A 19063-nucleotide genomic window follows, 5' to 3' on the forward strand; every position below is an offset into this window, starting at 1 on the left:
CAGGTCAAGCTCAGGTCAAGGAGCGTAGATGGCTGCCTACAAAGACTACTACAAGATCCTCGGTGTGCCGAGAAACGCGACGCAAAAGGAGGTGCGTGCGGCCTACCGCAAGCTGGCAGCCAAGCATCACCCCGACCGCAACCCCGGCGACAAATCGGCCGAGGAGCGGTTTAAAGAGATCGGCGAGGCCTACGCGGTGTTGGGCGACAAGGAGAAGCGCGCTTTTTACGACCGCTACGGCGCGGCGGCGGCCCAGCCGGGATTTTCGCCGGGTGGTGGGTTCTCCGGCGGCGGCTTTAGCGGTGGGCGCCCGGGGGGCGTCGAGGGCGACTTCAGCGACTTTTTCCAGACGCTTTTCGGGGGCGGGTTCGGGGGGTTTAGCGCCGGCACACCTCAGGGGGGGCGCTTTACCACGACCTTCTCGACCGGTACCTCGGGGACCTTTCCGTTCGGCTTTCAGGAGCAGCGCCCGCGCCCTACCGACGTCGCGGTCGAGATGCCCGTCTCGCTCGAGGACGCCTATGCGGGCGCGAAAAAGACCATCAACATCGAGGGGCGCCGCCTCGAGGTCACGCTCCCCAAGGGTAGCCGCGACGGGAGCCGGTTGCGCCTGCGCGGTCAGGCGCCCGAGGGTGGTGACCTCTACCTCACGCTGCGGCTCGAGCCGCACCCCCGCTTCCGCCTCGACGGCGACGACGTGCGCGTTACCGTAGACGTCCCCGACTACGTCGCCGCGTTGGGCGGCAAGGTGCGGGTGCCGACCCTAGACGGCGACGTGGAGATGAAGCTCCCCGGCCCGACCCCATCGGGCCGGTCGTTCCGGCTGCGCGGGCGCGGGTGGCCGCGCAAAGACGGCACGCGGGGCGACCAGTACGCCGAGGTGCGCGCGACGGTGCCGGCGACGCTGAGTGACGAGCAGCGCGCCGCCTACGTGCGGCTGCAAGCGCTCGCCGAGATGCGCGCCAAGGGGGCCTCCGACGCGCGTCCAAACGATCCCGTAACGTCCTCCTGACCGTCGCCCCCCGACCGCTCAACCCCGGCACGCCGCGGGCGCCCGTTAATCGGAGCGCCCGCTTTACTTATGGGCAGGCTTTCTCATGGGCCAGGTGCTAAGGTGGAGCGCGTAACGCTACGTCTTGATCACGTTTTGAGACGAGCCGTCTAACTTGCCCTAGGGTGCACCCGCGGGCGCCTCTAGAAAGGAAGCACTGTGGTTTACAAACGATTTGCCCTCCTGGCCGCGCTCGTTCTCCTCGCTGGCGTTCTTTTCGTCGTCGCCCAACCCATGGGGGGGGCGGCCGCTACCGGCGGCGCCGACGGCGCAGCGACGGGAGGTGCGGTGTCGGGGGGCGCGATGACCGGCGGAGCGATGACGAGCGGGGCGGCCGCTGAGGACCCCGACGCGGTCGTGCTCGAGCTCGGCGGCGAACGCGTCTCGGCGGGCGACTTCGAGGGGCGCTTTAACATCGCGCTGCGCAACCTCGCCGCGCAGCAGGGGATCCCCCTCGACCCCGTGACGCTGGCGCAGTTCGGTACGCTTAAACCCGCCTTTTTAGAGCAGTTTGCCACCGAGCGCGCCCTGTTGCAGGAGGCCGAGGCGCGCGGGCTCGCCCCCGCCGACGAGGCGGTCGAGGCGGAGCTCGAGCAGGCGCGCGCGGCCGCGGGGGAGAACTACGAAGCGCTCCTAGCGCAAGGGGGCTTCGAGGACGAGGCGGCGCTCCGCGAACTGATCTACGAGAGTCTCGCGCTCCAGGGGCTCGTGGACGCCCTTGAAGCCGAGGTCGAGGTGGGTGACGAGGCCGTGAGCGCCTACTACGAGGCCAACCAGGCGCAGTTCGAGCGCTCGGAAGAGGTCTGCGCGCGTCACATCCTGGTCGAGGACGAAGCGACCGCCGAGGCGCTGCTGACGCGCCTCGAGGCGGGCGAGGACTTCGGCGAGCTCGCCCGCGACAACTCCACCGACCCCGGCAGCGCCCCCGAGGGCGGCGACCTCGGCTGCTTGCCGCGCGGCGTCACCGTCCCCGAGTTTGAAGAGGCGGCGTTCGCCACCGAGGTCGGCGAGACCACCGGGCCCGTGAGGAGCGACTTCGGCTATCACCTTATCCGCGTCTACGAGCGCAACCCAGCCGAGACGGCGCCGCTCGAGGAGGTGCGTTCGCAGATCGAGGGGCAGCTCCGGAACGAAGGCCTTAACGAGCGCATCGCGTCGCTCGTCGAGGCGTCCGGGGTGCAGACCTACCCCGAAAACCTGCTCTCGGCCGCGCCCGAAGCGCCCACGCCGCTGCCGGGTGAGGCCATGACCGGTGGCGCGATGACGGGTGGTGCGATGACGGGTGGTGCGATGACGGGTGGTGCGATGACCGGTGGGGCGTTGCCCGAGGGGGCCCAGACGGGCGGTGGGCAGTAGCCGCCAGCACCTTATCCGGAGAGGGGAGACGCCGCGTCTCCCCTCCTCTTTGGGCATCTTTGGCTTACGCGGGTGGCAGCGGCGCAAGGTGAGGTCGGTGTGCACCGCCCCCCTCACGCTTTGGGGACCCTTAGGGGGCGAGGCGCTCGAGCCGCCACGTCCCCCCTTCGCGGGTGTAGCGGAAGCGGTCGTGGAGGCGGTCGGGGCGACCCTGCCAGAACTCGAGCGCGTTCGGCGCGACCGCGTAACCCCCCCAAAAGTCCGGGAGCGGCACCTCGCCTGGAAACCGCGCCCGCAGCGCCTCGCGGCGCGCTTCGAGCTCCGCGCGGCTCCCGATCACGCGGCTTTGCGGCGAGACCCACGCGCTCAGTTGGCTGCCGTACGGGCGGCTCTTGTGGTACGCCTCGGCGTCCTCGCGGGGGAGCCTCGCCGCGCGCCCCTCGACGCGCACCTGACGCTCGAGCTCGAGCCAGTTAAAGACGAGCGCGACGAGGGGGTTGTGGGCGATCTCGCGCGCCTTGCGGCTCTCGAAGTTCGTAAAGAAGTGAAACCCGCGTTCGTCGAGCCCCTTGAGGAGCACCGCCCGCGCCGAGGGTTGCCCGCTGGGCCCCACCGTCGCGAGCACCATCGCGTTGGGCTCGGGGAGCTTAGCGGCGCAGGCCTCGTCTAACCAGGCGCGAAACTGCGCCACGGGGTCGGGGTCGAGGTCGGCGCGCCGGAGCGCGCCGCGGGTATAGTCTCTGCGCAGGTCGGCGAGCATAGGGGCATTAAGCCCCGCTAGGGGCGTTCGCGTCTGCCCTATACGTCACAAATCGGGCTCGCCGCGCCTTTTACACTGGGGCAACGTGACCTTAAGGAGGCGGCCGTGGCGGACTACGAGAGGGAGCTAGATGGCGATCTGGGCGGCGACGCAACCCCTTACATGAGCGACGACGACGAGTTCGAGCGCGACGGGACGCACACCATCTTGGGCGACGAAAATGAGAACTTAGCGCGCCGCAACGACCTCGCGCGGCAGCTCGAGGACCTCGTCGCGGCGGCGCTCGACTGGTCTGAGATCAGCGATGACGAGGACGCGCGCGAGATCTACGAGGACCTCGTCGACCTCTACGAGCGCGTGAGCGCGCCCCTCGAAGATACCGACGACGAGGTCGTGTAGCCCCGAGCGCTACAAGCCCCTTCACGGGGCCTTGAGGCCGAAGCGCCGTACCCTACACACCCAGCCCGCACGACCCACGGGGAGCTCCCCGTGGGTCGCTTGTCCTCTGGGGCACGCTTTTTGAGGCCGGGCTACGGGCGCGGCGCGTCGGGCGCGCTAGCCTTGGGCATGAACCGCCTGAGCCGCGAGACGAGCCCCTACCTGCTGCAGCACGCCGAGAACCCCGTCGACTGGTTTCCCTGGGGGGAGGAGGCGTTCGCCAAGGCGCGGGCCGAAGACAAACCGATCCTGCTGTCGGTGGGCTACGCCGCCTGTCACTGGTGCCACGTGATGGCGCACGAGTCGTTTGAAAACCCCGAGATCGCCGACCTGATGAACGCCCACTTCGTCAACGTCAAGGTCGACCGCGAGGAGCGTCCCGACGTCGACGCGGTCTATATGAGCGCGGTGCAGGCGATGACCGGCTCCGGCGGTTGGCCGATGACGGTCGCGCTGACCCCGGACGGCAAACCGTTTTTCGGCGGCACCTACTACCCCCCCGAGGACCGCTTGGGGCACCCCGGGTTTAAACGGGTGCTCCTGAGCCTCGCCGAGGCGTGGCGAAGCCGCCGGGACGAGGTGCTGAGAGCGGCGGAGACGCTCACAAACCACCTCGCCGACCTCAACAAACTCCCCGCCGCGGGCGAGCCGTCGCCGGGCGCGCTAGGGGAGGAGGTGCTGGCGGAGGCGGTGCGCGCCCTGCAGCGCACCTTCGACCCCCAACACGGCGGTTTCGGGGGGGCGCCCAAGTTTCCACCGCACGGCGCGCTCGCCTTTTTGCTGCGGCGTCCCGAACCCGAGGCGCGGGAGATGGCCTACGTGACCCTCGACAAGATGGCCGCCGGCGGCATCTTCGACCAGCTCGGCGGCGGCTTCGCGCGCTACAGCGTCGACGCGCGGTGGCTCGTGCCGCACTTTGAAAAGATGCTCTACGACAACGCGCAACTCGTCGGCGTCTACGCTGAAGCGTACGCGCAGACGCGCCGCGCCCGTTACCGCGAGGTCGTCGAGGCGACGCTGGCGTTCGTGCAGCGCGAGCTCACGAGCCCCGAGGGGTGCTTCTACAGCGCCCTCGACGCCGACTCCGAGGGGGAGGAGGGCAAGTTCTACGTCTGGCGCGCCGATGAGTTCGACGTTCTGGGCGAGGACGCCGCGCTCGCCAAAGTCTACTTCGGGGTGAGCGCAGCGGGCAACTTCGAGGGCCGCAACGTCCTCTTCGTGCCGCACCCGCCCGCTGCGGTCGCCGAGCGCTTCGGCCTGAGCGAGGCGGCGCTAGCGGCGAGGCTGGCGCGCGTGAAGCGCGCCCTTTTCGAGATCCGCTCGAGGCGCACGCGACCCGGGCTCGACGACAAGGTGCTCGCCTCGTGGAACGGGTTGATGATCGGCGCCTTTGCGCGGGCGGGGAGGGTGCTCGCAGAGGACGCTTACCTCGAAGCCGCCCGCCGCGCCGCTAGGGGCGTGCGCTCGGCGCTCCTCCGGGAGGGGAGGCTGTGGCACACCTTTCGGGGGGGGGAAGCCAAGGTCGAGGGGCTCTTGGAGGACTACGCCCTTTTGGGCCTCGGCCTGTTGGAGCTCTACCGCGCGACGTTGGAGGGGCCGTGGTTGCTCTGGGCGCTCGAGCTCGCCGAGGTCATCGCGGCGCGCTTTACCGACCCCGAGGGTGGGTTTTTCAGCACCGCAGCCGACGCCGAAGCGCTCGTCGTGCGCCCCAAAGAGCTCTTCGACGCGGCGTTGCCGGCCAGCAGCGCCGCCGCCGCCCTGCTGCTGGCCTCGCTCGCGCGCTACACCGACCGCCGCGCCTGGGAGACGCTCGCGGCGCGCGCCCTGACGCCGCTACGCGAGGCGCTCGTAAGGCACCCGAACGGTTTCGGCACCTCGCTGCAGGTCTTGGCGCAGCTCCTGGCGCCGCCCCAGGAGGTCGCGCTCGTGGGGCCGCTTGAACACCCCGAGATGCGGGCCATGGAGGCGCTGCTCAGCACCCTCCCCCCTGAGGTGGCCGTCGCGCGCGTCGCGGCGGAGGGCGACCCGCTCGCAGCGCACCTCCCCTTCGTGCGGGGCCGACGGGCGCTGCAGGGGGAGCCGACCGCGTACGTGTGCCAGCGGGGCGCCTGCCAGCTGCCCGTCACGAGCGCCGCGGCGCTGGCGGCGCAGCTCGGTGTCGCGTGACCCACCCGTAACCTGGCGGGCGTTTTCAAGGCACCGTTCCGGCGGCTTTTGAAAAGCAGCGCGGCGCTTACGGGTACAATCACGCCATGACGGCCTCCTTTAGGCTCCTGCTCGGGCCCCCCGGGTCGGGGAGGACGACGCGCCTTTTGGCGCGCGCGCGCGCGGCCACGGCGGCGGGGCAGCGCGTGTGGTGGGTCGGACTGCCGGGGCAACGCACCGACCTCTACCGGCGGGCGGCGGCGACGGGGGGCGTGATGGGCCTTGAATTTTTGAGCGCGCAGCAGGTCTTCTACCGCCTGCTGGCGCGCGCGCTCACGCTCAAGCCGCTCGTCGTCGGCACGGCGCGCGTCGCGCTCGTCGGCGAGGCCTTAAAGCAGGTCGCGGGCGAACTGCCCGCCCCCGGCGAAGCGCGCCTGTTTACCCGCGCGGTCGCCGAGGCCAAACGCTTCGGCGTCGCCTGGTCCGACCTGCCTGCTGCTGACCGCGAGGCGGAGCGCTTTCGGGCGGTCTACCGCGCGTATGAGGCGATCAAGGGGGAGCGCTGGGACTACGACGACTTCCGCCGCGAGGCCCTTGGGCTCGCCCGCGCGGGGCGGGCGCAACCCGAGGCGCAGCTCATCGTGGTCGACGGTTTTCGGGAGCTGGGGCCCTTGGAGCTGGAGCTCTACCGGGCGCTCGCGCAGCGCTGCGCCGACCCGCCTGAGGTCTGGCTGAGCTTGCCGGAGGCGGTTCCTGGCCTCACGCCCGAGGAGTTGGGGGGCGCCGAGCGCCTGCCGCGGCGGCCCAACGCCGTAGCGGTCTACGCCGCCCCCAACCCGGTCGCCGAGGCGCGTTGGGTGCTGCGCGCGCTGAAGCGCGATCTGGCTGCGGGCGCCGAACCGCGTTCGCTCGCCGTGGTGCTCCCTGAGCGCGAGGTGCGCGCCTTTCGGGCGCTCGCCGACGAGTACGGGGTGCCGCTCGCCGACGAGACGCCCAAGTCGCTCGCCGAGCTGCCGGGGGGGCAGCTGCTCGTCAATCTCCTCGAGCTCCCCGACTACCCGACCCCCGCGCGGCTCCTCGCCCTCCCCGAGCTCGAGGCGCTCGCCAAAGCCGCCTTGGCAGCGCGCGTAGCGGGGCGCGAGGCCCTGGAAGCGCTCGCCCACGAGCAGGGGCTCGCCGGCCCCCTGAGGGCTTGGCTAACGCGCCTGGAGGCGCCCACGAGCGAGCTCGAGTGGGCGCGCGACCTTCTGTACAGCCTCCCCGAACTGGGCGGGGGGGTGGCGCCGCGCTTCGTGGACGCCGCCATGGAGCGCGCCAAGGAGGCCGCGAGCCTCGCCAAGGGGGCGCAGTTTCGCGCCTGGTGGGCCGCGCTGCTACGCGAGACGCGCCTCAAACCCCCCGCGGGTGGGGGGGTACCGCTCCTCAGCGCCACGCTCGCTTCGGGGCGGCGTTTTCGGCGCGTCTACCTCATGCGGGCGCTCGAGGGCGCCTACGGCACCGGCGAAGCCGAAGACTACTTCTTCCCCGAGGAGCTGCGGCGCCCGCTCGGCGAGCGGGCGCCGCAGCTCCCCAAACGCTTCGGGGGGCGCGACGCGGCGCTGTTTGCCGAGCTGCTCACGCGCGGCGACGAGGTCGTCGTGACGTTCCCCGAGGCCGATCAGGGGGGGCCGCGCGTCGCCGAACCGGCGCTCACGCCGTGCGCCGCCCAACCGCTCCCCCAACTGCCCGCAGGGAGCGCGGTCGAGCTCGGGGTGCGCCACACCTTCACCCCGTGCGAGGCGCGCGCGGAGCGGCCGCTGCGCGTAGGGCGGACCGACGTGCAGGCGCTCGTGCGCTTCGAGCGCTGCGCCTTTCGCTTCTGGGCGGAGCGCTTCGTGGTCCGCGAGGACCCGCCCTGGTGGCGCGCGCTCGTCGCCGAGCTGCGCGCCTTGGGGCGGCTTAGCGAGGTGCGGCTGAAGCTGCTCCAGACCCGCTTCCCAGCCGCTGCGCCGTGGCTGGCGGCGCACGGTGAGCGGCTCTACGAGCTCACCTTCGGGGTCGTGCTCCCCACGGGGGGCGTCGGTCCCGTCGCGCGCCTCGACGCGGCCGGCCGCACGGGCCGCGAGGTGCAGCTCTACACCTTTACCGAACCGGGGCGCCCGTGGGGGGCGGCCGAAGCGCGCGCCTGGGTCGAGGCGCGCGACCGCCTGCGCGAGCTGTGGGCGGCGGCGCACCTCTTTGAAGCGCACGGGGTGACGCGCGTGCACCTCTTTCTCTGGCCGGTGCTCGGTCAGCCGGTCGCCGTCTACGAGGGGGGGATCGCGGCGCCGACCCGCGCCATGCGCGCGCGGCAGGCGCGGGTGGCGCAGCTCTACGCCCGCCTGAGTAGCGGCGACCGCTCGGCGAAGCCGGGTTACGGCTGCCGCGACTGCGAGGTCTTCGACCTCTGCCGCGAGGGGACGCGGTGAAGCTGCGGGTCGCTTCGGCCGGGACCGGCAAAACCACCTCGCTCGTGCGGCGCTACCTCGAGCTCATCGGCGCCGGCACCCCGTTGCGGCGCCTCGCGGGGGTGACCTTTACGGGGGTCGGGGCCGCCGAACTGCGCACGCGGGTGCGCGCCGGCGTGGCGGAGGTGGGGGCCACGGGGCGCTTTCTCGACCTCGCCTTCCCCCCCGAGCACCGGCCCCGCTTCGAGGAGGCGGCGCTCGAGCTGAGCGGGGCGACGCTCACCACCATCCACGGCTTTATGGCCGCCGCGCTGCGCCTGAACGCCCCGCTCCTGGGGCTCGACCCGGACTTCGGTGCGCTCGGCGAGTGGGAGGCGCGGGCGCTCTTCGAGGAGGAGCTCGCCACGCTGCGCTTTCTCGCCCGCGCCCCGGAGCACGCCCTGCACGCCCCGCTGCAGCGCCTCGCGGGGGGGGCGGAGGCGCTCTGCACGCAGCTCTTCGCGGCGCGGGCGCTCGCCGAGCGCTTTCGCCTCGCCGCGGCTGCCAGCGAGCGCGAGCGCGACCTCCTCGCGCTCTTCGAAGCGGCCTACGCGCGCTACCGGACGCGGCTCGGGGCGCTGCTGTTGCCCCCCCCCGAGATCGAGCGGCGCGCCCTCGAGCTGACCCGGCACCCGGAGGCGATGGCGCGTCTGCGGGCGCGCTACCAGCTGCTGCTCGTCGACGAGTTTCAGGACGTCAACCCCGTGCAGGGGCGCTTTTTCGAGGCGCTCGAGGCGTCCGGGCTCACCCTGGAGGTGGTCGGTGACCCCAAGCAGGCGATCTACGGCTTTCGCCACGCCGACGTCGAGGTGTTTCGGGGGGCGCTGCGGCGCGCGCGCGCGCGCGGCGAGCTGGCGCCCCCGCTCACCGAGACCCGTCGCCACGCGCAGGTCGTAACGCGTTTTCTCAACCACCTCACGCGCGCCTTTGCCGAGCGGGGTTGGGGCTTTTCCGCCGCCGAGGCGCCCGAGGTGACCTGCGCGGGTCCGCAAGCGGCCGAGCGGGGGCGCGTCGAGATCCACTGGGTGACGGGGGAGGCCGCCATGGGCGAGCTGCGGGCTTACGAAGCGCGCGTCTTAGCGGGGCGCGTCGCGGCCCTTTTGGAGCGCTACGCCCCCCGTGAGGTGGCCGTGTTGGCGCGCTCTTACGCGGGGCTCGCGCAGATGGAGGGGGCGCTGCGCGCGCTCGGGGTGCCCGCGACCATGCTGCAGGGGCGCGGCTACTTCGAGCGGCTCGAGATCCGCGACCTCTACCACGCGCTCAAAGTCGGCCTCGACCCGCAGGGGTTGTCGCTGGCGGCGTGGCTGCGGGGACCGTTCGCGGGGCTCTCGCTCGGCGACGTCGAGCGCGTCGTCCTCGCCGAAGCGCCCCTGGCGACCCTCGAGCGCCTCGCCCCCGAGGTCTCTCGGCGCCTCGAGCGGCTGCGCGAGGTGGTGCGGCGCGGCCCCGTCGAGGCGCTTAAGCTGCTCGTACGCGCGCCGCTCATCGGCGAGAGGCGCTACGTCGACTTTTTGGAGCCGCGCGCGCGCGAAAACGTCGACGCGCTGCTTTTCGCCGTGGCGGCCCACCCGCCCCCGGACGTCGGGGCGCTGCTCGAGAACCTGAGGCGCCTCAGCCGCCAAGAGGACGCGGGCGACGTGCCGCAGAGCGGCGACGGGGTCTCGCTCCTGACGGTGCACCGCGCCAAGGGGCTCGAGTGGCCCGTGGTCGCGCTTTTCGACCTCGGCCGCTTCGACACGCCGCGCGCCGCAGCCCTCTACGTCGCGCCGGGAAGCGGCGAGGTCGCGCTTGAGGGGAGCGGGGCGTTCGCCGAGCTCGAGGCGGCCGCGCGCGCCCGTGACGCCGAGGAGAGCTACCGGCTGCTCTACGTCGCGGCGTCGCGGGCGCGCGACGTGCTCCTCGTAAGCGGTAGCGTCAAAGGGGGGCGCCCCAGGGGGTGGGCGGCGGCGCTCGCGGCGCTCGGCTTCGGGCCCGAAGCGCGCCCCTGGGCGCGCGGCGACTTCGTGCTGCAGCGCTGGCCGGCGCAGAGGGTAGCGCCAGCGGCAGCGGCGGTTGCGGACGAAAGGGCGCTCCCCGCCGCCCCCTGGACCACGCGGCGCTTTCTCGAACCGCCGCAACCGCCCCTCTGCTCGCCTTCGGCGGCCGCTACCCTTGGCGACGAGGGCGATGAGAGCTGCGAACCGCTCCCGATCACCGATCCCGACGAGGGGGAGCCGCTACCGGGGCGCGCGCGCGCGGTCGGCACGCTCGTCCACTACGCGGTGTCGCAAAACTGGTCGGCGAGGAGCGCGACGCACCTGCGCAACCTAGAGGCGCAGGAGGTGATGTTCGCGTTTAGCGCGGCCGAACGGGCGGAGATCCTCGCCGAGGTCGCCGAGCTGCTCGGCCGCTACGAGGCGCTCCTCGGAGCCGCGCTGCCGGCGCTCGAGGCGCGCGAGGCCGACTTCGCCGAGCTCCCCTTCGCGCTGCCCTTCGCGGGTACCGTGTGGCAAGGGGTGATCGACCGGCTTTACTGCGCGGGGGGGCGTTGGTACCTCGACGACTACAAAACCGACCGCACCGTTCGGCCCGAGAGCTACTACCGCCAGCTCGGGCTCTACGCCCGTGCGGCGTGGGCGGTGCGCGGTTTGCGGCCCGAGGTGCGGCTCGTGTACCTGCGGGCGCAGCAGGTCGTCCGGGTACCTGAAGAGGCGCTCGAGGGGGCGCTAGAGGCGCTGTTGGCGCGCGCCCCACCTGACTTGAGGTCTGCCTAGGGGTCGCTTAAGGTTCGACGATGACGTAGCCGCGGATGGGCCGGTTGGCGCTGTTGCCGAGGTTGTCGGTGACCCGCACCCGAAAGACGTAGGCGAACTCGTCGCCCGCCCCGGGGAGGGCGTCGATGTTCTGCGCGTCCTCGGCGACGCGAATCTCGAAGACGCAGCGGACCTCGGTCGGCAGGGCGAGGAGGTTGCACGCCCCTTGCGGTTCACCCTCGAGGGTAAACGGGCCGCGCGTCGGGGCGAGGTTACCCGCGAGCCCCTCGGGGGAGCTGTTGACAAGGTTGATGACGACCTCGGCGATCCCGTCGGGGTCGCGAAAGCTCGCCTGCGCGTAGAAGCTCTCGCCGGGGGCGACGCGGACGATGCGTTCGTCGTCGGGCGCCGCGATGCCGCCCGCACGGTCGTTGAGAAAGGGTCCCTCGGCGCGCGCGCTGACGCCGAAGGTGCCGCTCGGGGCCTCGTCGCGCTCTTGCTCGCTACCTTCCCGGGGCGCCACGTCGGCACCCCCCGTCACCGGCGCGCCCGGCGCCGCACCCTGAGGGGCGCTTTGGACCTCGACGCGCACGTCGCGTTGCACGCTGCTCCCCTGCCGTTGGGCGAGCAACGTGTAGGTCGTCGAGAGGCGTGGCCGCACGGTCGCCGCCGTCTCGCTGGTCGGGCCGACGCCGGGCAAGAGGGCCGTGCGCCACCCCGCGCCGGAGCGCAGCGACCACGTCAGCGTCACGGCTTCGCCGGGGCGCACGACCTCCTCCGAGGCGCCTAGGGTGAGCTCGGGGGGGCTGGGCGGACGCTGCAAGGGGCGTGCGTAGGCGGCGAGCGCGGCGAGCGGACAGAGGAGCACGTACCAGTAACGTCGTCTCATGAGGGCCTCCGAGTCCCTTGAATTGTAGCGTCTTTACGCGCTAGAATTGCAAGGTTGTGCCCAGACGGGGCGTAGGAGGAACGATGAAGTACAACAAAGGCGCTATCTTGCGCGCCATCGAGCAGCCGTTTTTAAAGAGTGACCTCCCCGAGTTCGACACCGGCGACACGGTGCGCGTCGACTACCGCGTCTCGGAAGGCAACCGCACCCGCATTCAGGCCTTTGAGGGCGTGGTGATCGCCCGTCAGAACGGGAAAAAGGGCGCCCGCGCCACCTTCACCGTGCGCAAGATGAGCTTCGGGACCGGCGTCGAGCGCGTGTTCCCGCTGCACTCGCCCCTGATCAGCGCGATCACGGTCGTGCGCCGCGGGAAAACGCGCCGCGCCAAGCTCTACTACCTGCGCGACCTGCGCGGCAAAGCGGCGCGCCTAAAAACCGACGTCAGCCGCCAAGAGGTCGACCGCGCCGCCGCGCGTGCGGAGCGCGAAGCGGCCCAGAGCGCCGAGTAGGCGCGCGCCCCGTCGTCGGCCCGTTTGGGGCGCGCGGCTTGACAGCGCCCCAAAGGTGCCGGTAGACTAGCTAGGTTGAGTCAAAGGCTCAACGCTCTCATGGGGCCGTGGCGCAGTTGGGAGCGCGTCTGAATGGCATTCAGAAGGTCAGGGGTTCGAATCCCCTCGGCTCCACCACCACTGCACGCGAGCTCTGGGCGCCCCCCAGAGCTTGTTTTGTGCTGTCCCATCCAGGCGGGGGCGAGCCGCCGCCCCGACGCTGGGGTCGCCTCGCGACGGTTTGTCTGAGGGGTTCTCGTCTGAGCAGTTCTCGGAGGTCTAGACGTGTTTGCAATTATCCAGAGTGGCGGAAAACAGTACCGCGTCGCTGAGGGCGACGTCGTGCGCCTCGAGGCGCTCGCCGCCGAACCCGGTGAGACGGTCGAGCTGCCGGTGATGATGGTAGCGGGCGACGAGATCAAAGTCGGCGCGCCGCTCGTCGACGGGGCTAGCGTGCGCGCCGAGGTGCTCGGCCACGGGCGCGGCAAAAAGCTCTACATCTACAAGTTCAAAGCGAAGTCCAACTACCGCCGTAAAACCGGCCACCGGCAGAACTACACCGAGGTTCGTATCACGCACATCGCCGGCTAACGACCGCGCAGGAGGTTTGTATGGCACACAAAAAAGGCGTCGGTAGCTCGAAAAACGGGCGCGACAGCGAATCGAAGCGCCTAGGCGTCAAGCGTTTTGACGGCCAGGTCGTCGCGGCCGGCAACATCTTGGTCCGCCAGCGTGGCAGCAAGTTCAAACCCGGCCCCAACGTCGGTCAGGGCAAGGACTTTACCCTCTTCGCGCTGCGCGAGGGCGTCGTGCGCTTTCACAACAAGGGTAGCAAGGGGCGTTTTATCAGCGTTGAGGAGCGCACCGAGGCGATCGCCGCGGACTAGTCCCGCGGTGGCAAGCGGCGTGCGGGCGTAGCCCGCACGTTTTGCTTTGACGTTTACGAGAGCCGCCGGTGCCACCTGGCGAGCTGGCGTCCCCGCATAAGGGCAGGGGCCCGTGGCAGGCGCGCCCCGCCGCGACCTGGGGCGGTGAAGACGCGCTGCGTTACGGCTAAACTAGAGGCCACCCCTTACCCCCCGGGGCGGTACGGGGGGGGCGAGGGTCGGAAAAGAGGCGACATGGCGCTTAGAGACATTCTCGACATCACCGTACAGGGGGGTAAGGGCGGCGACGGCGGGTTGTCGTTTTTGCGCCTTAAGTACCTGCCAAAGGGGGGACCGGACGGCGGTCACGGCGGTGACGGCGGGGACGTCGTGCTCGAGGCGATCGACGACGTCACCTCGCTCGAGCGCCTGGTCAGCCGGCGCCTCTACCGCGCGGGGACGGGCGGCCAAGGGGAGGGGCGCAACCGCACGGGGGCGCGCGGCGAGGACGTCGTGCTCAAGGTACCCGTCGGCACCGTGGCGACGGACCTCGACACGGGGGAGCGGCTCGCTGACCTGACCGAGGTCGGCCAGCGGGCGCTGGTGGCGCGCGGCGGGCTCGGGGGGCGCGGGAACGCCTCGTTCGCCTCGTCGCGGCGGCGCACCCCGCGCTTCGCCGAGCGGGGGACGCCGGGGGAGACGCGGCGGTTGCGGCTCGAGCTGCGCACGATCGCCGACGCCGGGTTGGTGGGCTACCCCAACGCGGGGAAGTCGAGCCTGCTAGCGGCGCTGTCGAACGCGCGGCCGCAGATCGCCTCCTATCCCTTTACCACCCTGAGCCCCAACCTCGGGGTTGTCGAGCGCGGTCTGGAGCGCTTTACCCTGGCCGATATTCCCGGCATCATCGAGGGGGCGAGCGAGGGCAAGGGGTTGGGGCTCGAGTTTCTCCGCCACATCTCGCGCACCCGCTTGCTGGTGTTTGTTCTCGACGTCGCCGAAGCCCCGGCGCAGACCCTAGAGGCGCTCCGCCACGAGCTGCGCGCGTACGACCCTTCGCTGCTGACGCTGCCGGCGCTTATCGCGCTCAACAAGGTCGACCTCGCCGCGCCCAGCGAGGTCGCGGCGGCAGTTGCCGAGCTCACCCCCTTCGGGCTGCCGGTGCTGCCCGTCTCGGCGCTCGAGGGTGCGGGGTTAGAGGCCCTCAAGGGGACCCTGTTCGACCTCCTGCCGCAGCGACCGCAGCGCCCCGCACCGGCGCCGGCGCCGCGGCGCGTCGTGGTCGACCCCGTACGGGTCGAGCGCCACGAGCGCGGCGGTTGGCGCGTCCTCGGCCGCGACGTCACCGAGCTCGTCGCGCGTTTTGACGCCAGCAACCGCGAGGCGGTCGCCTATCTGCAGGGCCACTTTATCGCCTTGGGAGTCTACAAGCTCCTCAAGCGCGCGGGCGCCGAGGCGGGCGACGACGTGTGGATCGGCGACGCGGTCTTCGAGTACTTCGACGAGGCGGGCGAAGCGGACGCGGAGGACAGCGCCCCCGAAGCGGACGCCGCCGCCGACGATGATGATGCGCCGGCCCCCCTCGCCGCCGAGGGTGACGGCGCGCCCGAGCCGGTCGGCGCCGCGGGCGGCGACGGCGTCGCGGAGGGAGACGGGTAGGCGCGTGGCCGGGAGCCCGGGGTGAGGTTGGGGCTTTTCGGCGGGCGTTTCGACCCGCCGCACATCGGCCACCTGCTCGCGGCGCAGGGCGCTCTGGAGGCGCTGGCGCTCGACGAGCTGTGGTTTGTACCGGCCAAAGCGCCGCCGCACAAACCCACCTGCGCGGGCGCCGAAGACCGCTACCAGATGCTCGTGCTCGCGACGCTTACGCACCCGCAGCTGCGCGTGAGCCGGCTCGAGCTCGAGCGCCGCGGGGTGTCGTACACCTTCGACACCGCGGTGCAGGTGCGCGCGCAGCACCCGGACGCGCGCCTCTTTTTTATCACCGGCGCCGACGCCTACGCCGAGATCGCCTCGTGGCACCGCGCCGCGGAGCTCGTACGGTTAGTAAACATGGTCGCCATCCCCCGTCCGGGGTATACTCTAAGTAACGTCGCGTCTCCTTTTAAGGAGGCCGTCTACCCCCTCGCCCTCAGGGCGTGCGACGTCTCGAGCACCGAGATCCGCAACCGGCTCGCGCAGGGCCGTTCGGTTCGCTACCTCGTCCCAGAGCTTGTGGAGACCTACCTTGAGAAACACGCTCTTTACCGTTAACAGCCCCTGTACGCGCCCCAGCATCCTGCCCTACTGCGAGCGCGTCAAAGAGCGGGTGACGCCGAAGCGCTTCGAGCACATCGTGCGCGTCGCGATCCTCACCGAGACGATCGCCCAGGCCAACCGCTTCGACCGCGGTGAGCTGCGCGCGGCCTGTTTGGCGGCGGTTCTCCACGACGTCGCGCGCGACCTGAGCGCCGAGGAGCTCTTTGCGCTCGCGCCGCCGGAGACCGAGCTCGAGCGCGAACACCCGCTCGCGGTGCACGGCCGCGCGGGGCGGCGCATCGCCGAGAGCTGGGGGGTCAGCGACGAACGGGTGCTCGCGGCCATCGAGGGGCACGTGTTCGGGGTCGCCCACGACAACCGCATCGGCATGGCGCTCTACGTCGCCGACGTCTCCGAGCCGGGGCGCGGCGTCAACCACGACATCCGCGAGCTCGCCATGCACAACCTGTTCCGCGCCTATCAGCGTGCGGTGAACACCAAAGTCGCCTACTTGCGCTCCCGTGGCAAAACCGTGCATCCGGTGACGCTGCGCGTCTACCGCGAAATCTGTGGTGCCCTCTAGCCGCACCCGCGCCAGCCGCCCCCCTCACGGGCCGTGAGACGCCGCCGTCTCAGCCGTGGGGTGCAGCTGCTGGGGCTTCTTATCGCGGTGCTCGGGCTCTGCGGTTACTGGCTCACCCGCGACGTGCAGCGCACCGTGTTGAGCCCCGAGGAGGCGCGGCTCCTTAACCCCGAGGGCGCCGCGTTCCAGGCGAGCTTCGTCGTCGCGGGGCGCGACTACGACTACGACCCCGCGGGGCCGCTGGTGTGGCAGGACGGCGAGTGGGTGCGCAGCTTTACCACCGAGCCCCGCCTGGGCTACCGGACCGACACCATCTTGTACGTCAACTTCGTCGGCAACCGCATCTACATGGTCTCGGTGCCGCGCGACATCTTTTTGCCGCGGTTTCAGATCCCCATCAACGAGGTCTACGCCTACCCCGAGACCTATGGTTCGGCGAGCCGCGCCGACAACCTCAGGCGCGCGGTCAGCGAGCTTTTGGGGGTCCCTATCGACTACTACGCGGTGATCAACATCGATATCTTCGAGCGGCTCGTCGACGCCATCGGCGGGGTCGAGCTCGAGGTGCCCCGCGCGATGGTCTACCGCGACCAAGCAGCGGGGCTCGAGATCGATCTGCAGCCGGGGTTTCAACGCCTCTCCGGCGCCGAGGCGGCGGGCTTTGTGCGCTACCGCGAGCTGCTGCGCGGCGACATCGACCGCATCGACAACGTTAAAACGCTCGCGTACGCGGTGCTCGGCCGTCTGCAAGAGCTCAACGTCCGCGCCGCCCTCAAACTCCCCGAACTCATCGACACCTACTTCGATGAGGTCGATACGAACGCGAGCCCCGCGCTCTTTTCGCAGCTCCTGCCGCGCCTCGGGGAGATGACGCTCGAGGCGGCGACGCTGCCGACCTCCGACATGGAGGGGAGCGGCCGCTTTTTGGAGACCGACCCCGAAGCGGTCGAGGCGTTTTTGGCGACCCTTTTTGGCGGCACCGCCCGCACGGTGACGCGCACCCCCGAGGGGCGGGTGCTGCTGACCGACCGCAGCGGGGTGCCGGGGGCCGGCGACAGGGTGCGCGAGCTGCTGCTCGCCGCCGGGGTGGCGCCCGAGCAGCTGCGCGTGCGCCGCGGCGCGCCGGACGCGATCACGCGGGTGATCGTCACCCGCGAGAGCCTCGCGGCCGCCCCCTTCTACGCCGACCTGCTCGGGGTAGGCTGGCAGCAGATCGACCGCTTTGCGGTCGACGCCGACATCGAGGTGATCTTGGGGCAAGACGCGGCCCGCTTCGACCTCTTTAGGCGCGCCCAGGCGCCCACGCCACAGATGTCCACACCCCCATCAAGTCCACACGTTTCCACAGGAGGTTAGCACGATTACCCACAAACTGTCCGCAACCGACGTGCCCGACGTCGTCCAACGCATCGTCGACGCCCTCGACGATCGGCGCGCCAAAGACATCGCCGTGCTCGACTTGCGGCGCGCTTCGGAGACGCTCGACTACTTTATCGTCGCGACCGGTGAGTCGAGCCTGCAGCTGCGCGCCCTCGAGGAGAGCGTACGCGATAAGCTCGAAGCCGTCGGGGTGCGCCCCAAAGGGGTCGAGGGCCCTTCGACCCGTTGGGTGCTGCTCGACTACGGGTTTGTCGTGGTGCACATCATGAGCCCCGAAGCGCGCGACTTCTACGACCTCGAGGGCCTGTGGGCTGACGCCGAACGGCTCGAGGTGACGCCGACGCCGCCGGCCGCCACCCCGCCCGCTTAAGGCGCGTGCGGCACTGGGCCGAGGAGGTCGCTAAGGCGCACCTGCAGCGCTTGGGCTACCGCGTCGTGGCCGAGAACTACCGCGTGCGCGGGGCCGAGATCGACCTCATCGCCGAAGCCGAAGGGGTGCTCGTCATCGTCGAGGTCAAGCAGCGCCGCCGCGACCGCTTCGGCACCCCCGCGGAGCAGCTGACGCCCCAAAAGCTCAGGCGGCTCCAGCAGGCCGCGCTCCTCTACCTCGCGGAGCGCTACGGCCGCGACGATCTGCCGCTGCGCTTCGACGCCGTACTGGTCTCCGGGAGCCGCGAGCGCTACCGGCTCGAGCACCTGCAAAGAATTCTCTAGCCCTCTTGGACGGTGCCACGTTGGACACCCCACACCGCAACTCCACGCCCCTCCCGCTCGGGCGCCTCCCTGGCCCGGGGTGTCGGCGTGCGCTCAAGGGGGGGCGTTAGTGGGGGCGGTGCGCGTCAAGATCTGCGGCGTCACCCGCACCGAGGACGCGCTCCTCGCCGAAGCCGCGGGGGCGGACGCGGTGGGGTTTATCTTCGCCGAACGCTCCAAGCGCCACGTGACCCTCGAAGCGGCCAGGGAGATGAGCGCGGCCTTGGGACCCTTTATCGCTCGCGTCGGCGTCTTTGTCGACGCCCCCTTCGAGGAGGTCGTGGCGTGCGTCAGGGCGCTTCGCCTCGACGCCGTGCAGCTGCACGGGGGCGAAGACGCCCCCTATGCGGCGGCGCTACAGCGGCACGTCCGGGTCGTGCGCGCCGTGGGGTTCTCCCCCGAGCTCGACCCCGCGGCGCTGAGCGGCTACCCCGCCGACGCGCTGCTCCTCGACGGGCTCACCCCCGGCAGCGGGGAGCGCTTCTCGTGGGCGGCGGCGGCGGCCTTTCGGGGGTGGCCGCGCCTCCTCCTCGCCGGCGGGCTCACCCCCGACAACGTCGCCGCCGGTATCGCGGCGCTCCGCCCCTACGGGGTCGACGTAGCCTCGGGGGTCGAGCTCCGCCCGGGGGTCAAAGACCCCCGCAAAGTACAAGATTTTGTACGCGCCGCGAAGTCGCTTTAAGCGGGTGGTGCCTCAACGTTATCCACAGCTTCGCCCGGGGTTGTGGATAACGCGCTTTGCGCCGTGCAGCACCCCACTTTTCTTCGGTGGTCGGGAGAACGCTCGTGCTGGACGCGCTTTTTGCGGTTTTCGTAAAGCGCGGGCTGCCTAGCAGAACTGTCACCCTTTTGTCAAGGGCGA

General features: G+C 71.0%; 18 protein-coding genes and 1 tRNA gene. 17 read left to right on the forward strand and 2 right to left on the reverse strand.

Translation table 11 applies throughout. The features are described from left to right. The first annotated feature begins 28 nt into the window (after window positions 1-28). Together TRAD_RS00065 and TRAD_RS14890 are read left to right on the forward strand one after the other, a co-directional pair. Window positions 29-1012 carry a DnaJ C-terminal domain-containing protein gene (locus tag TRAD_RS00065; RefSeq protein WP_013176536.1) on the forward strand — a complete coding sequence of 328 codons (984 nt, stop codon included), beginning with the start codon at window positions 29-31 and terminating at the stop codon, window positions 1010-1012. Window positions 1013-1210: 198 nt separating this feature from the next. After that, window positions 1211-2407: a peptidylprolyl isomerase gene (locus TRAD_RS14890; protein ID WP_013176537.1), complete on the forward strand. Its 1197-nt coding sequence runs from the start codon at window positions 1211-1213 to the stop codon at window positions 2405-2407. A 130-nt stretch (window positions 2408-2537) separates the two neighbouring features. Here the strand turns inward: TRAD_RS14890 and pdxH are convergent, their stop codons facing one another. Further along, window positions 2538-3167 carry a pyridoxamine 5'-phosphate oxidase gene (pdxH, locus tag TRAD_RS00075; RefSeq protein ID WP_013176538.1) on the reverse strand — a complete coding sequence of 210 codons (630 nt, stop codon included), beginning with the start codon at window positions 3165-3167 and terminating at the stop codon, window positions 2538-2540. Window positions 3168-3272: 105 nt separating this feature from the next. Between pdxH and TRAD_RS00080 the strand changes: the two genes are divergently transcribed. The 4 genes from TRAD_RS00080 (at window position 3273) to TRAD_RS00095 (ending at window position 10968) form a co-directional block, all read left to right on the forward strand. Then, window positions 3273-3566, forward strand: coding sequence for a hypothetical protein (locus tag TRAD_RS00080; protein WP_013176539.1), 294 nt, complete (start codon window positions 3273-3275; stop codon window positions 3564-3566). Window positions 3567-3734: 168 nt separating this feature from the next. Further along, window positions 3735-5771 carry a thioredoxin domain-containing protein gene (locus TRAD_RS00085; protein ID WP_041947069.1) on the forward strand — a complete coding sequence of 679 codons (2037 nt, stop codon included), beginning with the start codon at window positions 3735-3737 and terminating at the stop codon, window positions 5769-5771. 86 nt (window positions 5772-5857) lie between these two features. Beyond that, a complete protein-coding gene (locus TRAD_RS00090; RefSeq protein WP_013176541.1) occupies window positions 5858-8197 on the forward strand; it encodes a PD-(D/E)XK nuclease family protein in 2340 nt (779 codons plus the stop codon). Next, window positions 8194-10968: a UvrD-helicase domain-containing protein gene (locus TRAD_RS00095; RefSeq protein WP_013176542.1), complete on the forward strand. Its 2775-nt coding sequence runs from the start codon at window positions 8194-8196 to the stop codon at window positions 10966-10968. Before TRAD_RS00090 ends, TRAD_RS00095 begins: the two co-directional genes overlap by 4 nt. 7 nt (window positions 10969-10975) lie before the next feature. Here the strand turns inward: TRAD_RS00095 and TRAD_RS00100 are convergent, their stop codons facing one another. Continuing rightward, the gene (locus TRAD_RS00100) at window positions 10976-11836 is read right to left on the reverse strand and encodes a hypothetical protein (RefSeq protein ID WP_013176543.1); all 861 of its coding nucleotides are present in this window, start codon (window positions 11834-11836) and stop codon (window positions 10976-10978) included. Between the two features lie 83 nt (window positions 11837-11919). On the opposite strand from TRAD_RS00100, the gene rplS reads away from it, so the two are divergent. From rplS to TRAD_RS00155, 11 genes are all read left to right on the forward strand, one after another. Continuing rightward, a complete protein-coding gene (gene rplS, locus TRAD_RS00105) occupies window positions 11920-12345 on the forward strand; it encodes a 50S ribosomal protein L19 (protein WP_013176544.1) in 426 nt (141 codons plus the stop codon). Window positions 12346-12446: 101 nt separating this feature from the next. Beyond that, window positions 12447-12522, forward strand: a tRNA-Ala gene (locus TRAD_RS00110). A gap of 147 nt (window positions 12523-12669) precedes the next feature. Then, a complete protein-coding gene (gene rplU / locus TRAD_RS00115; protein WP_013176545.1) occupies window positions 12670-12975 on the forward strand; it encodes a 50S ribosomal protein L21 in 306 nt (101 codons plus the stop codon). Window positions 12976-12995: 20 nt separating this feature from the next. Then, on the forward strand, window positions 12996-13271 hold the full coding sequence (gene rpmA / locus TRAD_RS00120; protein WP_013176546.1) for a 50S ribosomal protein L27: 276 nt from the start codon (window positions 12996-12998) through the stop codon (window positions 13269-13271). A gap of 234 nt (window positions 13272-13505) precedes the next feature. Further along, complete coding sequence (gene obgE / locus TRAD_RS00125) at window positions 13506-14906, forward strand: GTPase ObgE (RefSeq protein WP_013176547.1); 1401 nt, start codon at window positions 13506-13508, stop codon at window positions 14904-14906. Window positions 14907-14927: 21 nt separating this feature from the next. Further along, window positions 14928-15500 carry a nicotinate-nucleotide adenylyltransferase gene (nadD, locus tag TRAD_RS00130; protein WP_013176548.1) on the forward strand — a complete coding sequence of 191 codons (573 nt, stop codon included), beginning with the start codon at window positions 14928-14930 and terminating at the stop codon, window positions 15498-15500. Continuing rightward, window positions 15475-16068, forward strand: coding sequence for a bis(5'-nucleosyl)-tetraphosphatase (symmetrical) YqeK (yqeK, locus tag TRAD_RS00135; RefSeq protein WP_013176549.1), 594 nt, complete (start codon window positions 15475-15477; stop codon window positions 16066-16068). Before nadD ends, yqeK begins: the two co-directional genes overlap by 26 nt. Window positions 16069-16101: 33 nt before the next feature. After that, window positions 16102-17424, forward strand: coding sequence for an LCP family protein (locus TRAD_RS00140; protein WP_083770691.1), 1323 nt, complete (start codon window positions 16102-16104; stop codon window positions 17422-17424). 31 nt (window positions 17425-17455) lie between these two features. Next, window positions 17456-17818, forward strand: a complete 363-nt coding sequence (gene rsfS / locus TRAD_RS00145) for a ribosome silencing factor (protein ID WP_013176551.1) — start codon at window positions 17456-17458, stop codon at window positions 17816-17818. A 5-nt stretch (window positions 17819-17823) separates the two neighbouring features. Further along, complete coding sequence (locus tag TRAD_RS00150; RefSeq protein WP_013176552.1) at window positions 17824-18162, forward strand: YraN family protein; 339 nt, start codon at window positions 17824-17826, stop codon at window positions 18160-18162. A 118-nt stretch (window positions 18163-18280) separates the two neighbouring features. Then, entirely contained in the window at window positions 18281-18883 is a 603-nt protein-coding gene (locus TRAD_RS00155; protein ID WP_041947345.1) for a phosphoribosylanthranilate isomerase, read from the forward strand. The last annotated feature ends 180 nt before the right edge of the window (window positions 18884-19063 follow it).

It is taken from the genome of Truepera radiovictrix DSM 17093 (assembly GCF_000092425.1).
Classification (GTDB): Bacteria; Deinococcota; Deinococci; order Deinococcales; family Trueperaceae; genus Truepera; species Truepera radiovictrix.

Coding starts and splice junctions, on each gene's coding strand:
- TRAD_RS00085 (WP_041947069.1), top strand. CDS start 3,735: ATGAACCGCCTGAGCCGCGAGACGAGCCCCTACCTGCTGCAGCACGCC.
- TRAD_RS00100 (WP_013176543.1), bottom strand. CDS start 11,836: ATGAGACGACGTTACTGGTACGTGCTCCTCTGTCCGCTCGCCGCGCTC.
- TRAD_RS00090 (WP_013176541.1), top strand. CDS start 5,858: ATGACGGCCTCCTTTAGGCTCCTGCTCGGGCCCCCCGGGTCGGGGAGG.
- pdxH (WP_013176538.1), bottom strand. CDS start 3,167: ATGCTCGCCGACCTGCGCAGAGACTATACCCGCGGCGCGCTCCGGCGC.
- rpmA (WP_013176546.1), top strand. CDS start 12,996: ATGGCACACAAAAAAGGCGTCGGTAGCTCGAAAAACGGGCGCGACAGC.
- TRAD_RS00065 (WP_013176536.1), top strand. CDS start 29: ATGGCTGCCTACAAAGACTACTACAAGATCCTCGGTGTGCCGAGAAAC.
- rplS (WP_013176544.1), top strand. CDS start 11,920: ATGAAGTACAACAAAGGCGCTATCTTGCGCGCCATCGAGCAGCCGTTT.
- obgE (WP_013176547.1), top strand. CDS start 13,506: ATGGCGCTTAGAGACATTCTCGACATCACCGTACAGGGGGGTAAGGGC.